We start from the raw sequence: 23,497 nt of genomic DNA on the forward strand, positions 1-23,497 counted from the left end.
ATCTTAGCTTTTTTTGACGAATTGGACTAGCCGAGTCGCAAGATCTGCAGCATTTATTGCGTCAATTGGCCAATCTTTAGCATGTTGCAAGAGTGGCAAACTGACAGGATTTAGGTTTTGCCAGTGAGTTTTCACGGCAGATTGCTCGCCTTGGTTAAATGCAACATTCAATTTAGACCAAGTGTCGGCAATATCAGGGGGCAGATTATCGCAGTAAAGTTGGATAAAAGCTCCTAATTTTATTAGATGATAATCATCTTCTTGCGGATAAATATGCCAAATAAAGGGTTTAGCGGCCCATTGCGCCCTCAGGAAGCTGTCTTCACCGCGAACAATATTAAAGTCGCAGCTCCACAGCAGGCGATCAAACCCTTGCTGGTCCGTCATCGGCAAGATATGCAGGGTCAAATGACCGAGCTTGATTTGCTGTCCGGGGCTGAGCGCCTCAATCTTGCAGGGCAAAAAGTGTTGTAAGCTGTTTAAGCTGCGTCCCTTGGGAATGAGTGCATGGATTTTGGCATCGCTTGTTGCACTGGCTTGCCAGAGCTCACATAACGCCGGCAGAGACTCGGTCTCATAGCTAAAGACGCTGTAGACAGTATCTTGCGCCTGAATATTCTTAAGGCCAAGGCGTTCAAATAATTGCAATTTATTAACGCTATCCCGTTGCCATGCCTCACGTTCGGCAAATAGCTCCCGCTCACAGATAAGTCCACCCGTCTTTGGGGTAAAGCCAGGGAAAAAGAAATACTTCTTAATGCCGCTTGCCTGCATCGACGGTAATCCATGGCAGCCATCGACCCAGTCTTCGGCGCTTAAATATTCTAAATTCAGCCAGACGGGCACCGCTTGCGGTATTGTGCTGTGCAGCGCAATGAGTTGTTGCTTGACCTCATCAGGCAGTTCGCAGGCAAAGGCTTCAATTAACACCGCGCCGGGCACAAATGCCACAGGCAGGGGACTGGTCCAATGATTGATGGTGACGCCATTAAACACTTGGCTGCTAAGCTTGGGGTCAAGGCTCGGTAAAATATGCGAGAAGCTGTGTAAGTCATCGACCCAGAGTGTAATGGGGAGCTGATATTCATTGACCAGCTGTTTGGCTAAACGCCAAGTGACGCCGATATCACCGTAGTTATCGACAACACAGCAAAAGATATCCCAGTGGGCTGCGCGCATGTCTGTCATAAATGGAATGGCTCCGCGTTCACAAGGTTAGGGACGAAAATCCCCCATAAAAAAAGCGGCGTTTAGGCCGCTTTTGATCCATCGTTAACGAATTAACGATAGCGCGAATTAGTCTTCAAACTCGGCTAAGCACATTTCTTCATAGATTTGCTTAACCCAAGCATCGACACGCTCTTCAGTCAGCTCAGGTTGACGGTCTTCGTCAATCCCTAAACCGATGAAGTGGTCATCATCTACTAAGCCTTTTGAAGCTTCGAAGTTGTAAGTCGCTGTTGGCCAGTGACCTATGATGATACCGCCACGGGCTTGAACAATATCGCCCACCATGCCCATGGCATCGAGGAAGTATTCTGCGTAGTCTTCTTGGTCACCACAACCGAAGATTGCAACCAGTTTGTCGGTAAAATCAATCTGTTCTAATTCAGGGAAAAAGTCATCCCAGTCGCACTGTGCTTCACCGTAATACCAGGTTGGGATGCCGAACAGCAGCAGGTCGTATTCTGCGATCTGTTCTTTGGTGCTCTTGGCGATATCTTTCACCTCAACCATTTTCTTACCCAGTTTCTTCTGGATCATCTTGGCGACAGCTTCGGTGTTGCCTGTGTCGCTACCGAAAAAAAGACCTACAGTTGCCATTGTCTATCCTTTATGTCTAGTTCACTTATACGTTAATCTTGCTGCTATCGATTGCTCAGCATTCTATTTTTTGCTGAAGAATTAATTCGATTAACTGGCTTCGGCTGATGTTACTGGCCAATGCCTGCTCATTCAAGGCGTCATATAAATCTTGTGACACCTTTAACTCTATTCGCTTTAATCCTTTGGCTTTATCCCGCTGGATCTGGTTGCGCTTATTGACCTTAAGTTGCTGGCTACGGGACAAAGGATTGCTACGTGGGCGGCCCCGGCGCTTTTCATTGGCAAAAAGGTCAATGGTAGTTCTATCTGTTGCTTCTTTTGCCATGTTCTTATTGTTTAACCGATGCCTGAACCTTCCCAAGACATCTGGATAATACCTTTTGCAATAAACCCGGCGCAGCCGAGAAATAACACTAACCACACAATAAATCGACCAAATTTCGGCACATTACCTTGTTTAAGCACATCGTGGATGGCCATGCCGATAAAGAAAAATATCGCGGCAAAAAACAGGTTCAGGCCGATGGTTTCAATTTGTTCCATGTACTGAGATAACATACTTTCTTAGTCCTCTAGAGTCTTCTAAGGCTAAAAGAGGCGCGAATATATCACATCAGCAGGGTGTCGGCTATATGATTTAGGTCGAGAATCATTGTCATTTACACTGAGTGTTTGTCAATAAATTCAGACACAATACGATTGAATACCGCCGGTTTTTGGGCATGTAGCCAATGGCCACAACCCTCTAATGTTTTGGCCTGTGCCGCGGGAAATTGGCGCATGATCTCATCGCGATGCTCGGCGGTCACATAATTGGAGTCGCCACCCCGGATAAAAAAGCTCGGTCCGTTAAAGACTTGCTGTGTTTCGTGCTTTTGATTAGGCCAACCAATGATGTTGGGATAGCAGCTTTTTAAGCCAGTGAGGTTCATCTTCCAACGAAAACCAGTATCGGTGCGCTGGAGGTTTTTAAGTAAAAACTGCGCGGTCGGCTCATCGATGCCACCCGCTAATAAATGCGCTAACGCGAAGCGGCGGTCGGTATGGCCTTCAAGTGGCAAACTTTCGAGTGCGGCAAATACCGCATCATGGCGCGGTTTGTAAGCAACTGGGGCAATATCGGCGGCCACCAAGCTGATGATGCGCTCTGGGTAAGCAAGGGCTGTTGCCATGGCGATTTTACCGCCCATGGAGTGGCCAACAATGTGCACGCGCTCAAGCGCAAGTTCATCTAACAATGCCACCATTGCCTTGGCTAAACTTGGGTAATCCATCGTTTGCCAATGTTCACTCAATCCGTGATTAGGCACATCGACACGAATAACCTGATGATTTGCTTCGAGGACTTGTCCTAGCCCCTTAAGATTATCTAAATTGCCAAAGAGTCCGTGGATAAGGATGACTGCTTCTCCTTGACCTGTGGATGCAAAATTCATGGGATCGCCTGTGCTGTGGAACATAAAGTGCTGCGGATTGTGCCCCTAATGGGTTAAGTTTGACAAGTCTTCAGGCAATTTTGAGGCACAGAGCACCGAACTTGCTGGCTTTTTCAGCGATTAACGCGCTTGTGCTAATTTGATGTGCGATTTCACGCATTTTTAGATTAATGATGCTTTATCAGATTGATAGAGATAGATACACTGGGGCAACGATCGCACAGATCCTTTGCGAGGATCGCCTGTGGTGCACTTTTTCGGTTAAGCCTATCGAATAACAAAGGATAATAAGGTTATGAAATACATCGAAGTGGATGAAGAGCTCTATCGTCATATTGCCAGCAAAACGGAACGTATTGGTGAGAGCGCCTCTGACATTCTCCGTCGATTACTCGGCCTGTCCGTCGATGCGGTTGAACAAACGCAACCACAGGCCATTAGCCAACCGAGTTTAGAGGCGGCGACGCCTGAGCCACAGGTTGCGCCTCAGGTAGAAACCTTAGTCTCAGCGACCGATTTCAATCAATTGGTGGATGAGCATAAGTTAGCGCAGCAAAAAGGCGCCGTGGGTCGCTTCTTATTCTTGCTCGAGAGTTTATATCAACAGAGCCAAGCGCAATTCTCGCAAATTTTACAGATCCAAGGTCGCGATCGACTCTATTTTGCGCGCTCACGGGAAGAGTTACTCAAGGCCAGTACTACCGCCAACCCGAAGGAAATCGGTAATACCGGATTTTGGGTCACGACCAACAATAACACTGCGAAAAAACGGGCGATTTTAGTCGAAGCCTTAGTGCAATTTGGTTGCGATGCCGAAATTGCCAACGGCATTGCCGAACGCGTATAACGCCTTATCGACGCCGCAATGATGCGGCGTTTCCATTTAATTAACCGATTTTCCAGTAGGAGAGGATCAGGTGGCAATACATCAACGGGCAGGACAAACCGCGAGTCAGACGGATCTGGTGAATATTCCAAAACTGATGAGCCATTATTACAGCATCAAACCTAATGTGGATGCTGCCGAGCAACGTGTGACGTTCGGGACCTCGGGTCACCGCGGAACTGCGTTTCAAGCAAGTTTTAACCAAGACCATATTTGGGCGATTACCCAGGCCGTGGTGGATTATCGCCAATCGGTGAATATTGACGGCCCACTATTTTTAGGTATCGATACCCACGCCTTATCTTATGCGGCTTATGTGTCGGCGATTGAAGTGTTAGCGGCCAATAAGGTGACTGTGCATATTCAGCAAAATGATGGCTTTACCCCCACGCCTGTGGTGTCCCATGCCATTATTTGCGCCAATCGTGAAGCGGCGCTGACTGGTGCCGTGTTAAGCGATGGTTTGATTATTACGCCATCCCATAATCCGCCGCAGGATGGTGGCATCAAGTACAATCCTCCCCATGGCGGACCAGCCGAAGGCAATATCACTGCGTGGATTGAGTCCCGCGCCAATGATTACCTGCGCGCAGGACTCAAGGGTGTTAATAAGCTCGCCTATGCCGACGCGTTAACCTCGGGTTATGTGCATGCCATCGATTTGATCACCCCCTATGTGGCGGATTTAGACAATGTAGTCGATATGCGCGCTATCGCTAAGGCTAAGCTGAAATTGGGCGTTGACCCATTAGGCGGCTCGGGTATTCATTATTGGGCGCCGATTGCCAAGCACTATGGCATCGATATCACCTTAGTGAACGATAAGGTCGACCCAAGCTTTAGCTTTATGTCGCTTGATAAAGACGGCAAGATCCGCATGGATTGCTCTTCGCCCTATGCGATGGCAGGCCTACTGGCCCACAAAGAATCCTTCGATTTATGTGTCGGTAACGATCCTGACTACGACAGACACGGAATCGTCTGCCCGGGCACGGGGCTGATGGATCCCAACCACTATTTAGCGGTTGCGATTGATTATCTGCTGACACACAGACCTGAATGGAGCGAGCAGTTAGCCATCGGCAAGACGCTGGTATCGAGTGCGCTTATCGATAAAATCTGTGCCTTCCACGGCAAAAAATTACTCGAAGTCCCCGTTGGCTTTAAGTGGTTCGTCGATGGGTTAGCCGAGGCGACTATTGCCTTTGGTGGTGAGGAGAGTGCGGGCGCCGCGTTCCTGCGCCGTGATGGCACGACTTGGTGTACCGACAAAGACGGTTTTATTCTGGTGCTGCTTGCGGCCGAAATGCTCGCGGTTACTGGCAAGACGCCGGGGCAACGCCATCAAGAATTAGTGGCGCAGTTCGGTCAAAGTTTCTACAAGCGTATCGACAGTCCGATTAGTCTTGAGAACAAAGCCAAATTTGCCAAGCTTAATGCTGAAACCTTAAACGCCACTATGCTGGCGGGTGAGAAAATTGATGCCGTATTAACCCATGCCCCAGGTAACAATGCCTCTATAGGTGGTATTAAAGTGACTACGGCCAATGGTTGGTTCGCGGCGCGACCGTCGGGCACTGAGGCGTTATTTAAGATTTACGGTGAGAGCTTTATCAGTGAGCAGCATCTTGCCGATATCATTAAGGACGCACAAGCCTTGATCGATAAGGCGCTTAGCGCCTGATTTAGCAGTTAAGCATTCTTTTTACCGATAAAAAAACGCACTCATGGAAATCCTATGAGTGCGTTTTTATTTGCAGCGATGAGCGGCAGAAGCCACTCACTCGGATGCTACAGGTTATGATCAGTACTCGAGATGGCAACTTGGTAAGTTGTTCTTATCGATATAGTTTTGATGATATTCCTCGGCCACATGGAATTGCTGTAAAGGCACAATTTCAGTCACGATGTGGCGCAATCCCCAACGGCCCGAGCGGGCAAAGGCCAGTTTAGAGGCTTCGGCCGTGGCTTTTTGCTCACGGTCATGGAAGAAAATGGTACTGCGATACTGAGTGCCAATATCGCCGCCCTGCATATTGAGTGTGGTGGGGTTGTGGTTCTTCCAAAACACATCCAATAACTCGTCGTAGCTGACAATCGCAGGGTCAAACTCCACTTGCACGACTTCAGCATGGCCTGTCTTACCTTTTTTGACTTCCTCATAGGTGGTCGCTTCGTTATTGCCACCCATATAGCCACTGGTCGCGTTGCTCACGCCGTTGACTTGTCTAAAGAAATACTCCACGCCCCAAAAACAGCCGGCACCGAAAGTTGCTAACGCCATGATAAATCCTGATAGAAGTCTAGATGGCTAAGGATTGTGATAAAACTCATGCCTAAAAGCAAGTGTGTCGACAAAATTAATCCTATGTCGGCCAAATGTGGCTAAGATGCTGTGGTTTTGCCGTGAAATGCGCTTGTTTGACCAGAATGACAGAGTAACGGCTCAAAAACTTGTGTTAGTATGGATGCGCTTTTTAAGGCGGGTAGCGATAAGTGCAATGAAACAGGTAGTTATTGCCATAAATCCCGTCTTTAACACGCTATTATAAGGAGAATTCTGTGTTACAAGCTCTGTTAGATTCGAAGGATTTTCTCGCGCTGACCCTCGCCAATCCTGAAACCCTCGGGGATGAGTTTAGTTTCGCCTTAGGGGAACATACTCGAGTCGAAGTGTGGGACACGGGTGTCATCGTCTTTGAGCCAGCACAAACCCAAGGTAAGGATGTCATTCTCTCCTGCGGTGTCCACGGTAATGAAACCGCCCCCATCGAACTCTGCAATACCTTAATCAAACAGCTTCTCCAACAAAAAATCATCGCCAAACAACGCACGCTATTTCTTATTGGCAACCCTTTAGCGATTAATAATGGCACTCGCATTATCGACGAGAACATGAATCGTCTGTTTAGTGGCGAGCATTCAAATCCTCCGGGATTAGTGAATCCTGAGCGGGTGCGAGCGAAAAAATTAGAAGCCTATGTCGACCGTTTCTTTAAGGTCGCAGCCGCAGGGCGCCAGCGTATTCACTACGATTTGCACACGGCGATGCGGGCGTCAAAACACGAAAAGTTTGCGATTTATCCCTATCGTCCCGGCCGGGCTTATAGCGCCGAGCAAATCATGTTTTTAGCGGCCAGTGGCGTGGATACTGTGTTATTTCACCATGAGCCGACGACGACCTTCAGTTATTTTTCCTCCGAGCAATATGGCGCCGATGCCTTTACCATTGAATTAGGTAAGGTGTACCCCATGGGGCAAAACGATATGACGCGTTTTATTGCCGCCCAAGAGATGTTTATGCGCCTTATCACAGACAAACCCTTAGCGCTTGAGCCATTCTCCGCGGATAAGGTGAATCTATACCAAGTGTGTCGGGTGATTAACAAACATTTTGATGATTTTGAATTTACCTTCGCGACCGATGTCGAAAACTTCCGATCTTTCCCGAAAGGCTTTGTATTGGCCCGAGAGGGTGGGCAGGAAATTAAAGTCGAACAGGAATTTGAAGCGATTGTCTTCCCCAATGCTAAGGTGCCCATCGGCAATCGCACTGTGATATGCCTGATCCCTTCAGTCGCGCCAGATGTTCGCTAGTTTTGTAAAGCATTATATACATGCCCACAGGGGATTAGTTGTCGTTTGAACTGTGCCAACGGTTGATAGGTAGTTTACGTTAACGTAATGTTCATCCGGCATATTCGTATAAATTAGGCGTTGTGGACTTTCCATGGCGTAACGAGATAACAAGAGCACAATATGAGCAAAGCAACACTCAACACTGATACAGTGCACCGTGTCGGCTTCTTGGATAAGGCATCGCTTCACATTCCTATCCTTCGAATTCTACAAGCAGACGGCACTACCTATGAAACCGCGGTTTTGCCTGTAATAGATGAAGCCTTAGCCACCAAAATTTACGATACTTGCGTGTTCACGCGGGTACTCGACGAACGTATGTTAGGCGCGCAGCGTCAGGGACGGATCAGCTTCTATATGACCTGTACGGGTGAAGAAGCGGCGATCGTCGGCAGTGTCGCGGCACTGGACGCTGAGGACGTGATCCTCGCGCAATATCGCGAACATGCGGCGCTGCGTTACCGTGGTTTTACCACTGAGCAGTTTATGAACCAAATGTTCAGCAATGAGAAGGACTTAGGTAAAGGTCGCCAGATGCCAATCCACTACGGCTGCGCGGCGTTAAACTACCAAACCATTTCATCGCCACTGGCCACGCAAATCCCGCAAGCGACAGGTGTGGGTTATAGCCTGAAAATGCAGGGCAAACGTAATGTTGCCGTCTGTTATTTCGGTGAAGGCGCCGCATCTGAAGGTGACTTCCACGCCGGCTTGAATATGGCGGCGGTGTTAAAATGCCCAGTGATTTTCTTCTGCCGTAACAATGGTTATGCGATTTCCACTCCAACCGAAGAGCAATTTGCCGGTAACGGTATTGCCAGTCGCGGTGTGGGTTATGGTATGCACACCATTCGTGTAGACGGTAACGATATGCTGGCGGTGTTAGCGGCGACGCAGCAGGCGCGTGCCTATGCGATTGAGCACAATGCCCCCGTGTTGATTGAGGCCATGACTTATCGTCTGGGCGCCCACTCGTCTTCTGACGATCCTTCTGGTTATCGCTCAAAAGAAGAAGAGGCGAAATGGCAACAGCACGATCCGGTCAAACGCTTCAAGTTGTGGTTAATCAACAAAGGCTGGTTGGCCGAGGCCGATGATGCCCAGCGTTACGAGAAGTACCGTGAAGAAGTGTTAGCCGCCGTTAAAGTCGCTGAAAAATTACCTATCCCTATGCTGGATGAGATCATTGAAGACGTGTACGACAAGCCAACACCAGCGCTGAAAAAGCAGCTGAGTGAGCTTAAAGAACACATCAAGAAATATCCGCAATCCTATCCCAAAAGTGCAGGGAGGCTATAAGCCGTGGCAGAAATGAATATGTTACAGGCCGTCAATGAGGCCTTGTCAATCGCCATGCAATCTGATGAGCGCATGGTGGTATTTGGTGAAGACGTTGGCCACTTTGGCGGTGTGTTTCGCGCAACCTCAGGCTTACAGGAAAAGTTTGGTCGCAGCCGCTGCTTTAACACGCCGCTGACTGAGCAAGGCATTGCGGGTTTTGCCAACGGTTTAGCCTCTAATGGTATGACCGCCGTGGCGGAAATCCAGTTCGCCGATTACATCTTTCCGGCGTTCGATCAGATAGTGAACGAGTCTGCTAAGTTCCGTTACCGCAGCGGTAATGAATTTAACGTGGGAAGCCTAGTGTTCCGAACACCCTATGGTGGCGGTATTGCGGGCGGTCATTATCATTCGCAATCGCCAGAAGCCTATTTTACCCAAACGCCAGGCTTAAAAGTGGTTGTGCCACGTAATCCCGAGCAGGCAAAAGGCTTATTATTAGCCTCTATTCGCGATAAAAACCCAGTGGTGTTCTTCGAGCCTAAGCGTTTATACCGTGCTTCTGTGGGTGAAGTCCCTGCGGGCGATTATGAAATCGAGCTGGGTAAGGCCGAAGTGGTGCGTGAAGGGAAAGATATCACCTTAGTAGCCTGGGGCGCGCAGATGGAAATCATCGAAAAAGCGGCCGACATGGCGGCAAAAGAGGGAATTTCCTGCGAAATTATCGACCTACGTACACTCGCACCTTGGGATGTGGATACCGTTGCCGATTCTGTGAAGAAGACGGGCCGCTTACTGATTAACCACGAGGCGCCATTGACGGGTGGTTTTGCCGGTGAAATTGCGGCAACGATTCAGCAAGAGTGTTTCTTGTATTTAGAATCCCCCATCAGCCGTGTATGTGGTCTAGATACCCCATATCCACTGGTCCACGAAAAAGAATATATGCCCGATGCGCTCAAGACTTTTGAAGCCATTAAGGCATCGGTGAACTTCTAGGAGTCCGGTATGATTAAAGATTTTATTTTGCCGGACATTGGTGAAGGCGTTGTCGAGTGTGAACTCGTCGAGTGGTTGGTGCAAGAGGGCGATACCATTGCTGAAGATCAGCCCATCGCTGATGTGATGACAGACAAAGCCTTAGTGCAAATTCCGGCGCCTTTTGCAGGAGTTGTGACCAAGCTGTATTACGCCAAAGGCGATATCGCTAAGGTGCATGCACCGCTTTATGCCGTGCAGATTGAGGCTGACGAAGCCGCGCCTGTTGCTGCGTCTCAACCTGAAACACACGCAGCGATACAAACATCTGCAAGCCAAGCCAGCGCTTCTGCTACTAGCGTGGAAGAGTTCCTGCTGCCCGATATTGGTGAAGGGATTGTTGAGTGCGAACTGGTCGAATGGTTAGTACAAGAAGGCGATACTGTGGTTGAAGACCAACCCATCGCCGATGTGATGACAGATAAAGCCCTAGTGCAAATTCCCGCCATCAAAGCGGGTAAGATTGTCAAACTGCACTACCGTAAGGGCCAGTTAGCTAAAGTCCATGCGCCATTATTTGCGATTGAGGTTGAAGGTGGTGTTAGTGCACCAGTCAGTCATGTACAAGAAGCCAGCGCCGCCGCTGTGAATACCGCTGCACCAGCAGCTTGCGCGGCGGTGTCCTCGGAGCCTGCTCGCCAAGGTAAAGCATTAGCCAGCCCAGCTGTTCGTCGTATGGCACGTGCCTTAGATATCGATTTAAGTCGCGTACCTGGTAGTGGCAAACATGGCCGTGTGTATAAGGAAGACATTACTCGCTTCCAAGCGCAAGGCGGCGCTGTGCCTGCGGTTGCGCCAGTGGCTGTCGCGTCAACCGTTTCTACCGCAGTGGCAAGCGCTGCACGGGGTGACATTGTTGAGCCTATCCGTGGCGTGAAAGCCGTGATGGCAAAAATGATGGTGGAATCGGTATCCACCATTCCACACTTCACCTATTGCGAAGAGTTTGATTTGACAGACTTAGTCGCTCTGCGTGAAAGCATGAAGGCCAAGTATTCCTCCGACGAAGTAAAGCTAACCATGATGCCATTCTTTATGAAAGCCATGTCGTTAGCCTTAACGCAGTTCCCAGTGCTTAACAGTCAAGTGAATGCGGATTGTACGGAAATCACCTACAAGGCGCGTCATAACATAGGTATGGCGGTCGACTCTAAGGTGGGATTACTGGTACCAAACGTCAAGGATGTGCAAGATAAGAGCATCCTTGAGGTGGCTGCCGAGATCACTCGCTTAACCAATGCCGCCCGTAGCGGCCGTGTGGCGCCGGCGGATCTTAAAGAAGGCACAATTTCGATTTCGAATATTGGCGCCTTAGGTGGCACAGTCGCAACGCCGATTATTAATAAGCCGGAAGTCGCGATTGTCGCATTAGGTAAGTTACAAACCTTGCCTCGCTTTAATGCGAAAGGTGAAGTGGAAGCGCGTCAGATCATGCAAGTGAGTTGGTCTGGCGATCACCGCGTTATCGATGGTGGCACCATTGCCCGTTTCTGTAATCTGTGGAAACAATACCTTGAGCAGCCGCAGGATATGCTGTTAGCCATGCGCTAATCGGCTGTCAGCCAATACTTACAGCCAATCCAGCAAAAAAGGACGCAATTTAGCGTCCTTTTTTATTCGCAGGCCATAAATGGGTTAATCTTTTGATCCCAATTACGTATAATTCGCGAACGTTGTTATACTGATGGATTTGTTATGAGCCCCAGCCCATTTGCCCCAACAATCGAAACTATTGATTATCCGTTCCCGCCTAAGCCAATTCCTCTGTCCGATGCCGAAAAGGTGGACTACAAGGCACGTATCAAGCAGCTGCTGATTGAAAAAGATGCGGTATTGGTTGCCCATTATTATACCGACCCTGAAATTCAAGCACTGGCTGAAGAGACTGGCGGTTGTGTTTCCGACTCACTCGAAATGGCGCGTTTTGGCCGCGATCATCCCGCCAAGACGTTAATCGTCGCCGGGGTGAAGTTTATGGGGGAAACCGCCAAAATCTTAAGCCCAGAAAAAACCATTCTGATGCCGACTCTTGAGGCGACCTGTTCATTGGACTTAGGTTGCCCCATCGATAAATTCAGCGCCTTCTGTGATGCGCATCCTGATCATACCGTGGTCGTTTACGCCAACACCTCGGCGGCGGTAAAAGCCCGTGCCGATTGGGTGGTCACCTCGAGTATTGCCCTTGAAATCGTTGAACATTTAGACAGCGAAGGTAAAAAAATCATTTGGGGCCCAGACCGTCATTTAGGCAGTTATATTGCCAAACAAACGGGCGCCGAGATGTTGATGTGGCAGGGCGACTGTATCGTTCACGATGAATTTAAGGCCAATGCACTGCGTGATTTAAAGCGCGTTTACCCCGATGCGGCGATTTTAGTGCACCCAGAGTCACCCGCGAGTGTGGTGGCGATGGCGGATGCTGTCGGTTCCACCAGCCAGTTGATTAAAGCTGCACAAACCATGGCTAACGAGCGTTTTATTGTGGCGACCGATCGCGGTATTTTCTACAAAATGCAACAAGCGGCGCCGGGTAAAACACTGATTGAAGCGCCTACCGGTGGTAACGGTGCCACCTGTAAGAGCTGTGCCCACTGTCCTTGGATGGCGATGAACGGCTTAAAAGCCATTGAAGCGTCATTAAGTGACTGCGACAAAACCACCCATGAGATCTTTGTCGATGAAGATTTACGCGTAAAAGCCTTAATCCCGCTGACCCGTATGCTCGATTTCGCTAAGACACTGAATATGAAAGTGAAAGGCAACGCTTAACCAAGCGTCCATAACACTCACTAAAAATGAAATCCCTGCCACTTGGCGGGGATTTTTGTATCAGCGCAAAATGATAAACACTAATGCTGCTAAGTATGTGCTTAGTAAGCTGCGCTAGCCTTAGACGCCATTCTTCATAGATGTATATATGCTTCAATTTAAAGAAATACACGCTCTTTTACTTACCGGATCGGTGTTGTTGACCTAAATTTGATATAGCAAAGCGTAGGAGCGTTCACTCATTGCGCTGTGTTCATGCAATTTTGTATAAGATAACCATGGAGAAGGGTATGAAAAACATCGTGTTATTGCTTGCTTCAATGTCTGCTGCCAGCGCATTTGCAGACGTGAGTGTGCCAATGAATCTTGTTAACGAAAAGGGCGTGGGTGAGAGTGTCGGTCAAGTGACTGTTTCAGAATCGCAATATGGAGTGGTATTTACGCCATCACTCAAAGGCTTAATGCCGGGATTACATGGTTTCCATCTACATGAGAACGGCAGCTGTGATCCAAAGGAAAAGGATGGAAAAATCGTCCCTGCTGGCGCTGCAGGTGGACACTATGATCCTGCCGCCACGAAAGCCCACGGTACGCCATGGGGAGAAGGGCATTTAGGTGATCTGCCACCATTGTTTGTCGATGCAGACGGTGCTGCTAGCCAGGCCGTGCTGGCACCGCGCTTAAAAATGAGTGATCTTAAAGGCCATGCAATCATGATCCATGCCGGTGGCGACAACCATTCCGATCACCCTGCACCTTTAGGTGGCGGCGGTGCGCGTGTGGCCTGCGGTATTATCAATTAATGTATCGCCAATATAAGTTGCTAGCGGCGAAATGCTAGCTTGGAAATGACAGTGCATTGATAAGCCGTTAAATCGACATAAAAAAAGCCCCGCAAGAGCGGGGCTTTTTTATAAAGAAGAATGATTACTTCGCGTTCATCAGGGCAACCGCGTTATCTAACATACGGTTACTGAAACCCCATTCGTTATCGTACCATGCCATGACTTTAACTAAACGGCCGTTAACGCGGGTTTGCGTCGCATCGAAGTTAGATGAAAACGCATTGTGGTTAAAGTCGATAGACACCAATGGCTCTTTGTTGACCGCTAACACTTCGCTCAGTGGCGCAACAGCAGCGGCACGTTCGATAATGGCGTTAACTTCTTCAACAGTGGTATCACGTGCAGCAATGAAAGATAAATCCACTAAAGACACGTTAACAGTCGGTACACGTACTGCTAAACCATCGAATTTACCTTGTAATTCAGGTACAACTAAACCTACTGCCGCGGCAGCGCCCGTTTTAGTTGGGATCATTGACAGTGCTGCTGCGCGCGCACGGCGTAAATCTGTGTGGTATACGTCAGATAAACGTTGATCGTTGGTGTACGCGTGGATGGTAGTCATCAGACCCGATTCGATACCAATCTCATCGTTTAACGGCTTAGCGAAAGGCGCTAAACAGTTAGTGGTACATGATGCGTTAGAGATAACTGTCATATCCGCGGTCAGCACATTGTTGTTCACACCGTAAACGACGGTTGCATCAACGTTTTTGCCTGGTGCAGAGATAATGACTTTCTTCGCGCCCGCAGCTAAATGTGGCTGTACAGATTCTTTAGAAGTGAAGATACCAGTACATTCGAACACGACGTCAACTTGTAAGTCGCCCCAAGGTAATTTACCAGGATCGCGTTCTTGGAAGGTGAGGATCTTGTCGCCGTTGACATAAATTGCTTCCGCATCATGCTCAACTTTGGCATTGAAGCGACCATGCACAGAATCGTATTTTGTCAGGTGAGCGTTGATTGAAGCGTCGCCTAAATCGTTGATGGCAACAATTTTGATTGGGTAAGCTTTTTCGCTTTCATACAGGGCGCGTAATACGTTTCTACCGATACGGCCATAACCATTTATTGCTACACGGATAGTCATCTCATATCCCTCTGGTGATTATAAAATTCAACTGGTAGTAAAATTACCAAACTGACAGCTATCGTCAAGTGAATTCGGCAATTTTGCCGGGATTCGGTTAACAAATTAGGTGTTTTTTTTACATCGGTCGCGAAAACACCATTTTTAGCTCGGTATTTGGATAAAAAATTACAAGATGGCAAACATTTTGCCGACATTCCTCAAAACGCAAGTTAAGGCGAATTAGGCTTCTCTGGCTCGACAGTTGCTGCCGCAGGCGGTGGCGCCTCGGTGGGTTGAGGCGCGAGCCAAAGCGCAACAGGACTCGTAGAATAGAGACCATCTTCTAACGCATCGATTAAGTTTTGGGCGTATTCATCTAATTTGGCCGCCAGCGTTTTGTCGCCACCGATTAAGGCTAGCATCTTATCTTCAGAATACTTCTGCTGCGTAAGTAGTAAATTGGCCTTTGTCAGCATATAAGTTTTTTCAAGCGCTTGGGTTTGGCGATAGGCAGAGGCAAGCCCAAGCAACCAATTGGGGTCAAAGTCAGCGTATTGGATCTCTGCGAACACTTTAAGATAGAGTTGTTGCGCTTTGATGGCATTACGGTTGCTGTAGTAGGTGGCTATCTGCGCCAACAGAAATGGCTCAGTGACTTCACCAGCATTTTCTTGTGCCAATAACCGATTTAGCGCACTGGTATCGCCAAAACGTGTCCATTGATAATAAGACATAAAGGGATCTTGGCGTTCACGGGTTTCATCCTGTAGGCGACTGAGGTTTTGTGTGCTCAGGCGAAAAGCTCTGGCTCTATCAGCCGTGCGATTCGTATGGATGATATGTTGCACCCCTGAGGCCAATTCAATACAACGGCTGTAGTCCTCGAGGTAAGTTAACTGTTGGTAAAGTTGCTTACCCGTAGGATTTTTGTTGTCTAATAGGTCGAATCGGCTCTGGATCAGCTTCGTTTTCTCGGTTAAACACCAGCCATCCTTATGCAAATCGGCACAAATTTCAGGATTATTTTTACAAATCGTTTCGATATTTCGGCCATTATCACAACCGAAAAGGCTTATAGCGAGGGTAAATGATGTAATTATTACTAGATTTTGTCTCAAAATACGCTCCAAAATGCAATTTTCTCTAATAAAATTACAGATTTACAGAAAATATCTTACTGGCAAGCTGGGTCTGTTTTCATTACAATGGCGCCGACCAAAACACAGGGTTTCCCCTAAAACCTACATAAGATTATTGGTCTTTTCGTCATGTTACTCAAACCTTTCAATATATTTTATTGAAAAGTGAGATAAAGGATCTGTAAATGAGCGCTGATAAACACCTACAAAGTTGGCAAGAACGTTTTGAAATGGCAGAGGCAATGCAACCTTTGCTGGGCAAGTTGTACCGTAACCAAGGCGTCGAAGTTGTGGTTTATGGTAAGCCATTACTCAATGCTTCTACTATTGAGATTATTAAAGCGCACCGTTTAGTTCGTCGTCATGTCGGCGAGAAATTACGTTTACGCGAGAGTTTCCCATTTGTTCAAGCCTTAAGCAGACTCGCTGTTAAACAATGTAAAGTGGATATTGGTAAGCTTGCCGTTAAATACTGGGCTGAACATACCGATACCAATGAAATTGAAAGCTATATGGCACGCGAATTAGCGGCGGCGATTGATCATGCTGATGATATCGCACCGCGTGATGTAGTGTTGTATGGTTTTGGTCGTATCGGCCGCTTATTAGCGCGCTTACTGATCGAACGTACTGGCCGCAGCAACAAGTTAAGACTGCGCGCTATCGTATTACGTGGTGGTAAGAAGGGCGATTTAGAAAAACGCGCTAGCTTACTGCGTCGTGACTCTGTTCATGGTCCATTCAACGGTTCAGTTGAAGTGGATGAAGAGAACAACGCCATCATCGCGAACGGCACCTATATCCAAGTGATTTACGCAAACTCGCCTGATGAAGTGGATTACACCAAATACGGTATTACAGATGCCTTAGTGGTAGACAACACGGGTATTTGGAAAGATGAAGCTGGCCTTGGCTTACATTTGAAGAGCCCAGGTGCGAGCAAAGTGTTACTGACTGCACCTGCAAAAGGCGCCATCAAGAACATCGTTTACGGCGTGAACGAAGGCGACATCACTGCGGAAGACATCATTGTGTCTGCGGCGAGCTGTACCACTAACGCCATCACACCAGTACTGAAAGCAGTAAACGACAAGTACGGTATCGAGAATGGTCACGTTGAGACGATTCACTCATACACGAACGATCAAAACCTGATCGACAACTACCACAGTGCTGACCGTCGTGGCCGCAGTGCACCATTAAACATGGTGATCACTGAAACGGGTGCAGCTAAAGCCGTTGCTAAAGCTCTGCCAGTTTTAGCGGGTAAACTGACGGGTAACGCGATTCGCGTGCCAACACCAAACGTATCTATGGCGATCATCAGCATGAACCTCAATGCTGAGACCAACAAAGACGAATTAAACGAATACCTGAAAGACACGGCGCTGCAATCACCATTGCAAAACCAAATCGATTACACCGACTCAACTGAAATCGTATCAAGCGATTTAGTGGGTTCTCGCTATGCGGGCGTGGTTGATTCACAAGCGACCATCGCCGAAGGTAAACGTGCCATTCTGTACGTATGGTATGACAACGAATTTGGTTACAGCTGCCAAGTAGTGGGTGTGATGCAGACAATGTTAGGCCTGACGACTCTGTCTCTGCCGGCATAATCGCCACGCACATAAAAACGTCCAATAAAAAGCGCCCAGTAGGGCGCTTTTTTTATGGCATGATGCGCTTTGTTATGGATGGATAGCATCACTCAACTCTTGTTGTTGCAAAGAAAATCATCAAATTGATTATTCCATCGGCAAGTTTTTATCCCTGTGGCTGAATATTGGGCAAACAGTGCTTCTAAGCGCAATATTTCAAATTTGTTGATTGACTCTGAAGGTTAAATCGGTAGAATGCCAATCCGCAGTCAGGGGAAAGCGTAGCAACGTAACTCCTAAGCTTAATGACTCATTAAGCTGTGACATCGATGCGACATTAGCTCAGTTGGTAGAGCGATACCTTGCCAAGGTATAGGTCATCGGTTCGAACCCGATATGTCGCTCCAACTCTTTACGAGTTTGGAAAAATGGCGCGATGGCAGAATGGCTATGCTGCGGATTGCAAATCCGTCGATCTCGGTTCGACTCCGGGTCGCGCCTCCATAGATTAAGGTATTAATGACACGATTCCCGTCGTTAATATAAAGAGTTTGCCCGAGTGGTGGAATCGGTAGACACAAGGGATTTAAAATCCCTCGCTGGTAACAGCGTGCCAGTTCAAGTCTGGCCTCGGGTACCATAATATAGAGAAGGCCTAACAGATGTTAGGCCTTTTTTATTACCGCAAATCCAGTTCCAACCCCTACAAATTAATCCTGAAACGAATAGTGATCTGCCTCTTAAAAATCACAATTATCAAAAATTTCAGCTTCAAGATAATTGATCTCTCATTTAGTTGTTATTTATTTTAATCAATCCATAATACGCAAACTATTTCCTTAAGATGCGACAATAGGCGCTATTCCCCCTCTTAAGACAGTGGTATAAATAAGCCGAATTTCCCCTACACGTGAACATTTAGGATAAGTAGTCATGATTTTCTCTCAGGTAGTACTCGCACCCGCTGATCCCATCCTTGGTTTAACCGATACCTTCAAGGCCGATCCACGCCAAGATAAAGTGAACCTCGGTGTTGGCATTTATAAGGATGAAGCAGGGCAGACTCCAGTATTACAGTCAGTGAAGAAAGCAGAAGCCCTATTGCTTGAGCAAGAGAAGACCAAGAACTATTTAGGTATTGAAGGGGTACAAACCTATAACCGCGTAGTGCAAGAGCTATTATTTGGCGAGGGTAGTGAGCTTGTGACGTCAGGCCGTGCAGCGACCGCTCAGGCGCCAGGTGGTACTGGTGCACTGCGTATTGCCGCCGAGTTTTTACTGCGTAACACGCCATCGCGCACTGTGTGGGTAAGTAACCCAACTTGGGCGAACCATCAGAATATTTTCGAAACTGCGGGTTTAACGGTTAAAGAATACGGTTACTACAATGCCGCTGCCCACGATATCGATTTCGACGGCATGATGACAGATCTCGCCAATGCACTGGCGGGTGACATTGTTCTACTGCATGGCTGCTGCCATAACCCAACGGGTATTGATTTGACCTTAGCCCAATGGGAATTGGTTGCCAATCTGTGTGCAGACAAGCAGTTAGTGCCATTGTTTGACTTTGCTTACCAAGGTTTTGGTGCAGGTATTGAAGAAGATGCCGCAGGCCTACGTTTAGTGGCTGCGAAAGTACCTGAGTTGTTAGTAGCTAACTCTTTCTCTAAAAACTTTGGTCTTTATAACGAGCGTATCGGCGCTGTGACTGTGGTTGCACAAAATGCCGATGAAGCGGTGCGCGCCTTTAGCCAAGTGAAGCGTACTATCCGTGCCAATTACTCAAACCCACCAGCACACGGTGCGTTAATCGTTAGCACTATTTTAAGTGATGTGGCATTGAAAGCACTTTGGGTACAAGAGTTGACCGAAATGCGTGAACGTATCGCCGAGATGCGTACTCTGTTCGTCCAAAGCTTAAAGGATGAAGGTGTGACCCAGGACTTTAGCTTTATCTCCCGCCAAAACGGTATGTTTAGCTTCTCTGGCTTAAACAAAGCGCAGGTTGCGCGCTTGAAAGATGAGTTTGGTATTTATATCGTTGGTTCGGGCCGCATTAGTGTGGCGGGTATGACCAAAACCAATATGCCTGTGATCTGTAAAGCGATTGCTAAGGTTCTTTAATTTAGGACTCTAATTTAGCCCTCTAAATTAGCTTCTAATATAAGAAGAGGGCTTATTAAAAAGGACAGCTTAGGCTGTCCTTTTTACATTGTGGATCTTGAGAGGCGCTTATGTTTGCCATTAACCCGTCGTTATGATGCCAAGGTCTCTAGCGGTAAATCCGACTTAATTCTCAATACTGCGCTAAGCGCATCACGCAGGCCCGCCTGATCGTGTAATTGCGGATTGTGGCGATTCCTTAACGGAAAGTAATTCATTAAAGTCCCAAGGCGTACTTGTTCAGAGTGGCGCAGCACCTTAGTGATCACAGGCTTACCAATCACTTGATGGCACCAAGCAATTCGCTGCTCAATACTAAACTGACCTGCTGGCGAAGTTTCTTCATTCAGATTATCGATAAAAACCACAGGCGCAGTGGTCATCGCTAAGGCTTTGGCAAAGCAGGGCAGTAATAGCGGTGGCATAATACTGGTCAGGAAGCTCCCAGGGCCTAGGATGATTAGATCCGCGCGGCTGATGGCTTCACAGGCTTCGGCGGTCGCATCGACCTGTGGCTCGAGGCATAGGGCAATGGGCGCCTCATTCATCTTATCGACATTAACCTCACCAAATACCTTACAACCAGAGGCTTGCAATGCCACTAGATGCGTTGGTTGCTCTGACATAGGGATGATATTGGTTTCAATCTTAAGCATATGCCGAATAAGATTGACGGCTTCGAGGGGTCTAACACAAAGCTTATCGAGGGCGAGCAACATCAAATTGCCCAGATTATGGCCGCTAAGTTCGGTTTCGCCCTGAAAGCGATACTCAAATAATTGCGAGCTCACCGATGGGCGATGGGCAAGTTGAGACAGACAATTACGCAGATCGCCCCACGCAATACAGTCCTGCTCGGCCCGTAATCTGCCCGTAGAGCCACCATTATCTGTGGTTGCAACAATGCCTGTGAGACGATTGCCCAAAAAATCCAGCGATGAGAGTACACGACCCAAGCCGTGACCACCGCCAATGGCGACCACGTGTCTGTATTGATTTAAGATTTGATGCTGCATGAGGGTTCCTTCCTGAATACCCATAAAATCCTGTCCTGTTGTTAAGCGGTGCTGCGAAGCCTCGTTTGGGCTCGGTTACTAACACCTGCGTTAACGGAACCTTAGTATAAAAGCTCAGTCAAAAGCATGCACTAAATATTCACGCTGCAAATGTACCAAACTGTATGAGTTAAGCTTGGGATCGCATTTTGGCGTCATAAACTCATACCAGCGTTGGGCATAGGCGGTTTTGCCGTCAGATTTCGTGAATTTCAAGATATGACATATAATCTGGCGCTTATTTTGCCACTCGTGACTCAATATCAAAGGTGACTTATTGAAAACAGGTAGAATTGGTTCGTTTACACTCGCGTTAGCCCTAGTGATCTTAGCGATTTTTTCGCTGAGAGTCTGGCTCATTCCTACTATCGATGAGCCTGAATCTATCGTTAACCAACTGGAAAACTCCGTTGACCCCGTTACTCAAGTGCCTGACTTTTCTGCCATCAATGATGTAGCGGAAAAAAAGCGTGCCTTTTTTGATTTTCTCAGGCCGATTATTCAACAGCAAAACGCCATTATTGCCACCGAGCGTGACTTTATCACCGACATGTTGGCCTTAGTGGAGAACGACAGCTCTCTGTCGGATACACAGCTAGCACAGCTCAATCAGTTATTTGATAAATATCAATATGCTGCCCGTAATGTGGATGCAAAATCACTCAACAGTTTGCTTAAACGGGTCGATATTATTCCCGAATCTATGGTGCTGATTCAGGCGGCCAATGAATCGGGTTGGGGCAGTTCGCGTTTTGCCCGTGAAGGCTTTAACTTTTTCGGCGAATGGTGTTTTAGCAATGGCTGCGGCATAGTGCCTTCCTCTCGAGGTTCGGGCAAAACCCATGAAGTGAAAGTGTTTCCCTCGGTGGACGCTTCAGTGTCTTCCTACATGCGTAATTTGAACTCGAATACGGCATATACACTGTTTCGCTCAATTCGGGCCGATTTACGCGCTCAGGAAGCCGAGTTAAGTGCCGATCAGCTGATCTATGGCTTAGTGAATTATTCTGAAAGGCAAGAAGCTTATATCGACGAATTACTCGATATGTTACGTCATAATGAAAAATATTTGGTGAAGGCGGATGTATAAAAAATGGTGGTTAGTGGGGCTTTGTCTATGTGCGACAAGCCTGCAGGCAGAAACGATTTCCCTCGAATATAAAGGCTTCTATGACAGATTAAAGCAAGTCAATAAGGGTAATTATCAGTTAGTCGAAATTGCCTTTAGTGTGCCAATGCTGCCTAATTGCCAGATCCAAAGTGGCAGCATTTCAAGTGAATTAAATTCAACGCCACTTACGTATACGGCGGCGCAGCGTTTGTTTATTCCCTTTGATGACGCCCTGAAAGATCAACGCGCATTAGTGAATTTGGAGTTTGAGGGCAAGGCTGAGGGCTGTGGTATTGCGATGCAAGTCAGAGCTAAGCAGACTTTAGCAACATACGACAAGGCGCGACTAGCGCAAATCGCCAGCGAAATGGATGCTTTACTCGGAGCCATGCAGGGCTTCCCGATGCGCTATTTTAAGGAGCCAATCGCGGGCTTAAACTTTGAATTTGCTCAAGACCAAGCCGTTACTGTGACGCTCGATGGGCGTGAGGAACAGGTGAACAGCAGCTTTAAGCTGAGTACTGAACAGCTCAACAGTTTGACATCATTGCAATTTAGCCAAGCGCCGACCGTGTTAAGCCCTTGGGTTAAGTAACGTAGATTAAAGCCATAAAAAAGCCCACTCTCGTGGGCTTTTTTATGCGCGCTGCGTTTAGGCTTCGTAAACGTTGACGATATTGATGCGTTTTGCCGCATCTAAATCGATATGGCCGCTGTTGGCGATATCCAAAAAGTCAAATGCGGGTAAATCGGCTTCGGCCACATCACCCTTCATCGGCGCGTTGGGATCGCGTTTCAAGGACACAAAGTCAAACTGCTCACGGTCAACACCCTGTGAAGGGGCGGTGTTTTGCATGGCGGTGAAAATGGTTTCAATGCGGCCAGGATAGAGTCTATCCCACTGATTGAGCATGTCTTTCACTGCTTGACGCTTGAGGTTTTCCTGCGAGCCACAAAGGTTACAGGGAATGATGGGGAATTTTTTCAATTCCGCATATTCTTCTAAATCCTTTTCACGGCAATAGGCGAGTGGGCGAATAACCACGTTTGCACCATCGTCCGAAAGCAACTTAGGTGGCATGGCTTTCATCTTACCGCCATAGAACATGTTGAGGAACATGGTCTCAATAATATCGTCTCTGTGGTGGCCTAGTGCGATTTTGGTCGCGCCGATGCGCTGGGCAAAGCCATAGAGGGTACCGCGACGCAGGCGAGAGCACAGCGAGCAAGTGGTTTTGCCTTCAGGAATTTTCTCTTTCACAATCGAGTAAGTGTCTTTCTCGAGGATGTGATAGGGAATATTCAGGCTGTCTAAATAGGCGGGCAGCACGTGTTCAGGGAAACCAGGCTGCTTTTGATCTAAGTTAACGGCAATAATTTCGAACTGTACGGGCGCGCGCTGCTGTAGATTAAGCAGAATATCCAACATGGCGTAACTGTCTTTACCGCCACTTAAACAGCACATGACTCGGTCGCCATCTTCAATCATGTTGTAATCGGCGATGGCACTACCCACTTCACGGCGCAGACGCTTCTGTAACTTATTCAGACGGGTAATTTGTTTTTTTGATAATTCTTCAGGCATTTGACTCGCCGTAACTTCAGACATAGCTTCCAACATAAAAAAGC

Annotated in this window: 22 protein-coding genes and 3 tRNA genes; 15 read left to right on the plus strand and 10 right to left on the minus strand. The window is 47.7% G+C overall.

Annotated features, from left to right (window positions below; translation table 11 throughout):
- Window positions 1-3: 3 nt before the first annotated feature.
- From earP to B5P39_RS16860, 5 genes are all read right to left on the minus strand, one after another.
- Window positions 4-1,188, minus strand: a complete 1,185-nt coding sequence (gene earP / locus B5P39_RS16840) for an elongation factor P maturation arginine rhamnosyltransferase EarP (RefSeq protein WP_088212347.1) — start codon at window positions 1,186-1,188, stop codon at window positions 4-6.
- Window positions 1,189-1,296: 108 nt separating this feature from the next.
- Window positions 1,297-1,824, minus strand: coding sequence for a flavodoxin FldA (gene fldA, locus B5P39_RS16845; protein ID WP_088212348.1), 528 nt, complete (start codon window positions 1,822-1,824; stop codon window positions 1,297-1,299).
- Between the two features lie 55 nt (window positions 1,825-1,879).
- On the minus strand, window positions 1,880-2,152 hold the full coding sequence (gene ybfE / locus B5P39_RS16850; RefSeq protein WP_011622798.1) for a LexA regulated protein: 273 nt from the start codon (window positions 2,150-2,152) through the stop codon (window positions 1,880-1,882).
- An 11-nt stretch (window positions 2,153-2,163) separates the two neighbouring features.
- Window positions 2,164-2,385 carry a DUF2788 domain-containing protein gene (locus B5P39_RS16855; RefSeq protein WP_007648263.1) on the minus strand — a complete coding sequence of 74 codons (222 nt, stop codon included), beginning with the start codon at window positions 2,383-2,385 and terminating at the stop codon, window positions 2,164-2,166.
- Window positions 2,386-2,486: 101 nt separating this feature from the next.
- The gene (locus B5P39_RS16860) at window positions 2,487-3,263 is read right to left on the minus strand and encodes an alpha/beta fold hydrolase (protein ID WP_088212349.1); all 777 of its coding nucleotides are present in this window, start codon (window positions 3,261-3,263) and stop codon (window positions 2,487-2,489) included.
- Between the two features lie 295 nt (window positions 3,264-3,558).
- On the opposite strand from B5P39_RS16860, the gene seqA reads away from it, so the two are divergent.
- Window positions 3,559-4,110, plus strand: a complete 552-nt coding sequence (seqA, locus tag B5P39_RS16865; RefSeq protein WP_088212350.1) for a replication initiation negative regulator SeqA — start codon at window positions 3,559-3,561, stop codon at window positions 4,108-4,110.
- Window positions 4,111-4,180: 70 nt separating this feature from the next.
- Window positions 4,181-5,833, plus strand: a complete 1,653-nt coding sequence (gene pgm, locus B5P39_RS16870; RefSeq protein ID WP_088212351.1) for a phosphoglucomutase (alpha-D-glucose-1,6-bisphosphate-dependent) — start codon at window positions 4,181-4,183, stop codon at window positions 5,831-5,833.
- Between the two features lie 120 nt (window positions 5,834-5,953).
- Here pgm and msrA read toward each other — a convergent pair whose 3' ends face one another.
- Window positions 5,954-6,433: a peptide-methionine (S)-S-oxide reductase MsrA gene (msrA, locus tag B5P39_RS16875; protein ID WP_088212352.1), complete on the minus strand. Its 480-nt coding sequence runs from the start codon at window positions 6,431-6,433 to the stop codon at window positions 5,954-5,956.
- Window positions 6,434-6,711: 278 nt separating this feature from the next.
- Here msrA and astE point away from each other — a divergent pair, with 278 nt between their 5' ends.
- The 6 genes from astE to sodC all read left to right on the plus strand — a co-directional run bounded on the left by astE (window position 6,712) and on the right by sodC (window position 13,679).
- On the plus strand, window positions 6,712-7,746 hold the full coding sequence (astE, locus tag B5P39_RS16880; RefSeq protein WP_088212353.1) for a succinylglutamate desuccinylase: 1,035 nt from the start codon (window positions 6,712-6,714) through the stop codon (window positions 7,744-7,746).
- A 162-nt stretch (window positions 7,747-7,908) separates the two neighbouring features.
- Entirely contained in the window at window positions 7,909-9,087 is a 1,179-nt protein-coding gene (locus B5P39_RS16885; RefSeq protein ID WP_023265282.1) for a thiamine pyrophosphate-dependent dehydrogenase E1 component subunit alpha, read from the plus strand.
- Window positions 9,088-9,090: 3 nt separating this feature from the next.
- Window positions 9,091-10,068 carry an alpha-ketoacid dehydrogenase subunit beta gene (locus B5P39_RS16890; RefSeq protein ID WP_011622791.1) on the plus strand — a complete coding sequence of 326 codons (978 nt, stop codon included), beginning with the start codon at window positions 9,091-9,093 and terminating at the stop codon, window positions 10,066-10,068.
- Window positions 10,069-10,077: 9 nt separating this feature from the next.
- Window positions 10,078-11,658 carry a dihydrolipoyllysine-residue acetyltransferase gene (locus B5P39_RS16895; RefSeq protein ID WP_088212354.1) on the plus strand — a complete coding sequence of 527 codons (1,581 nt, stop codon included), beginning with the start codon at window positions 10,078-10,080 and terminating at the stop codon, window positions 11,656-11,658.
- Between the two features lie 144 nt (window positions 11,659-11,802).
- Window positions 11,803-12,876 (plus strand): quinolinate synthase NadA, encoded by a 1,074-nt coding sequence (nadA, locus tag B5P39_RS16900; RefSeq protein ID WP_088212355.1) that lies wholly within the window; start codon window positions 11,803-11,805, stop codon window positions 12,874-12,876.
- A gap of 290 nt (window positions 12,877-13,166) precedes the next feature.
- On the plus strand, window positions 13,167-13,679 hold the full coding sequence (sodC, locus tag B5P39_RS16905) for a superoxide dismutase family protein (protein ID WP_088212356.1): 513 nt from the start codon (window positions 13,167-13,169) through the stop codon (window positions 13,677-13,679).
- Window positions 13,680-13,803: 124 nt separating this feature from the next.
- Here sodC and gap read toward each other — a convergent pair whose 3' ends face one another.
- Window positions 13,804-14,814, minus strand: a complete 1,011-nt coding sequence (gene gap, locus B5P39_RS16910; RefSeq protein ID WP_011622787.1) for a type I glyceraldehyde-3-phosphate dehydrogenase — start codon at window positions 14,812-14,814, stop codon at window positions 13,804-13,806.
- 212 nt (window positions 14,815-15,026) lie between these two features.
- Entirely contained in the window at window positions 15,027-15,914 is an 888-nt protein-coding gene (locus tag B5P39_RS16915; RefSeq protein WP_088212357.1) for a DUF2989 domain-containing protein, read from the minus strand.
- 206 nt (window positions 15,915-16,120) lie between these two features.
- Between B5P39_RS16915 and B5P39_RS16920 the strand changes: the two genes are divergently transcribed.
- The 5 genes from B5P39_RS16920 (at window position 16,121) to B5P39_RS16940 (ending at window position 19,663) form a co-directional block, all read left to right on the plus strand.
- Entirely contained in the window at window positions 16,121-17,554 is a 1,434-nt protein-coding gene (locus B5P39_RS16920; RefSeq protein WP_011622785.1) for a glyceraldehyde-3-phosphate dehydrogenase, read from the plus strand.
- Between the two features lie 313 nt (window positions 17,555-17,867).
- A tRNA-Gly gene (locus B5P39_RS16925) sits at window positions 17,868-17,943 on the plus strand.
- Between the two features lie 23 nt (window positions 17,944-17,966).
- Window positions 17,967-18,040, plus strand: a tRNA-Cys gene (locus B5P39_RS16930).
- Between the two features lie 49 nt (window positions 18,041-18,089).
- Window positions 18,090-18,176 (plus strand) — tRNA-Leu (locus tag B5P39_RS16935).
- 293 nt (window positions 18,177-18,469) lie between these two features.
- Window positions 18,470-19,663 carry an amino acid aminotransferase gene (locus tag B5P39_RS16940; RefSeq protein ID WP_088212358.1) on the plus strand — a complete coding sequence of 398 codons (1,194 nt, stop codon included), beginning with the start codon at window positions 18,470-18,472 and terminating at the stop codon, window positions 19,661-19,663.
- A gap of 131 nt (window positions 19,664-19,794) precedes the next feature.
- On the opposite strand, the gene B5P39_RS16945 is transcribed toward B5P39_RS16940, so the two are convergent.
- Entirely contained in the window at window positions 19,795-20,718 is a 924-nt protein-coding gene (locus tag B5P39_RS16945) for a YvcK family protein (RefSeq protein WP_011626149.1), read from the minus strand.
- 316 nt (window positions 20,719-21,034) lie between these two features.
- On the opposite strand from B5P39_RS16945, the gene B5P39_RS16950 reads away from it, so the two are divergent.
- Both B5P39_RS16950 and B5P39_RS16955 read left to right on the plus strand, forming a co-directional pair.
- Window positions 21,035-21,847, plus strand: coding sequence for a glucosaminidase domain-containing protein (locus B5P39_RS16950; RefSeq protein WP_088212359.1), 813 nt, complete (start codon window positions 21,035-21,037; stop codon window positions 21,845-21,847).
- A complete protein-coding gene (locus B5P39_RS16955; protein ID WP_088212360.1) occupies window positions 21,840-22,463 on the plus strand; it encodes a DUF2987 domain-containing protein in 624 nt (207 codons plus the stop codon). Before B5P39_RS16950 ends, B5P39_RS16955 begins: the two co-directional genes overlap by 8 nt.
- 57 nt (window positions 22,464-22,520) lie before the next feature.
- On the opposite strand, the gene ttcA is transcribed toward B5P39_RS16955, so the two are convergent.
- Window positions 22,521-23,489: a tRNA 2-thiocytidine(32) synthetase TtcA gene (gene ttcA / locus B5P39_RS16960; RefSeq protein ID WP_011622780.1), complete on the minus strand. Its 969-nt coding sequence runs from the start codon at window positions 23,487-23,489 to the stop codon at window positions 22,521-22,523.
- Between the last annotated feature and the right edge of the window lie 8 nt (window positions 23,490-23,497).

Origin of the sequence: Shewanella sp. Shew256 (assembly GCF_002196695.1) — a bacterium.
In the GTDB taxonomy this organism is placed as follows: Bacteria; Pseudomonadota; Gammaproteobacteria; order Enterobacterales; family Shewanellaceae; genus Shewanella; species Shewanella mangrovisoli.

Bases quoted from the DNA above. Each gene is read 5' to 3' on its own strand.
- B5P39_RS16955 (WP_088212360.1), top strand. From the start codon at position 21,840: ATGTATAAAAAATGGTGGTTAGTGGGGCTTTGTCTATGTGCGACAAGC.
- sodC (WP_088212356.1), top strand. From the start codon at position 13,167: ATGAAAAACATCGTGTTATTGCTTGCTTCAATGTCTGCTGCCAGCGCA.
- ybfE (WP_011622798.1), bottom strand. From the start codon at position 2,152: ATGGCAAAAGAAGCAACAGATAGAACTACCATTGACCTTTTTGCCAAT.
- seqA (WP_088212350.1), top strand. From the start codon at position 3,559: ATGAAATACATCGAAGTGGATGAAGAGCTCTATCGTCATATTGCCAGC.
- B5P39_RS16920 (WP_011622785.1), top strand. From the start codon at position 16,121: ATGAGCGCTGATAAACACCTACAAAGTTGGCAAGAACGTTTTGAAATG.
- fldA (WP_088212348.1), bottom strand. From the start codon at position 1,824: ATGGCAACTGTAGGTCTTTTTTTCGGTAGCGACACAGGCAACACCGAA.
- B5P39_RS16940 (WP_088212358.1), top strand. From the start codon at position 18,470: ATGATTTTCTCTCAGGTAGTACTCGCACCCGCTGATCCCATCCTTGGT.
- msrA (WP_088212352.1), bottom strand. From the start codon at position 6,433: ATGGCGTTAGCAACTTTCGGTGCCGGCTGTTTTTGGGGCGTGGAGTAT.
- B5P39_RS16855 (WP_007648263.1), bottom strand. From the start codon at position 2,385: ATGTTATCTCAGTACATGGAACAAATTGAAACCATCGGCCTGAACCTG.
- earP (WP_088212347.1), bottom strand. From the start codon at position 1,188: ATGACAGACATGCGCGCAGCCCACTGGGATATCTTTTGCTGTGTTGTC.
- nadA (WP_088212355.1), top strand. From the start codon at position 11,803: ATGAGCCCCAGCCCATTTGCCCCAACAATCGAAACTATTGATTATCCG.
- B5P39_RS16895 (WP_088212354.1), top strand. From the start codon at position 10,078: ATGATTAAAGATTTTATTTTGCCGGACATTGGTGAAGGCGTTGTCGAG.
- B5P39_RS16860 (WP_088212349.1), bottom strand. From the start codon at position 3,263: ATGAATTTTGCATCCACAGGTCAAGGAGAAGCAGTCATCCTTATCCAC.
- ttcA (WP_011622780.1), bottom strand. From the start codon at position 23,489: ATGTTGGAAGCTATGTCTGAAGTTACGGCGAGTCAAATGCCTGAAGAA.
- gap (WP_011622787.1), bottom strand. From the start codon at position 14,814: ATGACTATCCGTGTAGCAATAAATGGTTATGGCCGTATCGGTAGAAAC.
- B5P39_RS16945 (WP_011626149.1), bottom strand. From the start codon at position 20,718: ATGCAGCATCAAATCTTAAATCAATACAGACACGTGGTCGCCATTGGC.
- B5P39_RS16885 (WP_023265282.1), top strand. From the start codon at position 7,909: ATGAGCAAAGCAACACTCAACACTGATACAGTGCACCGTGTCGGCTTC.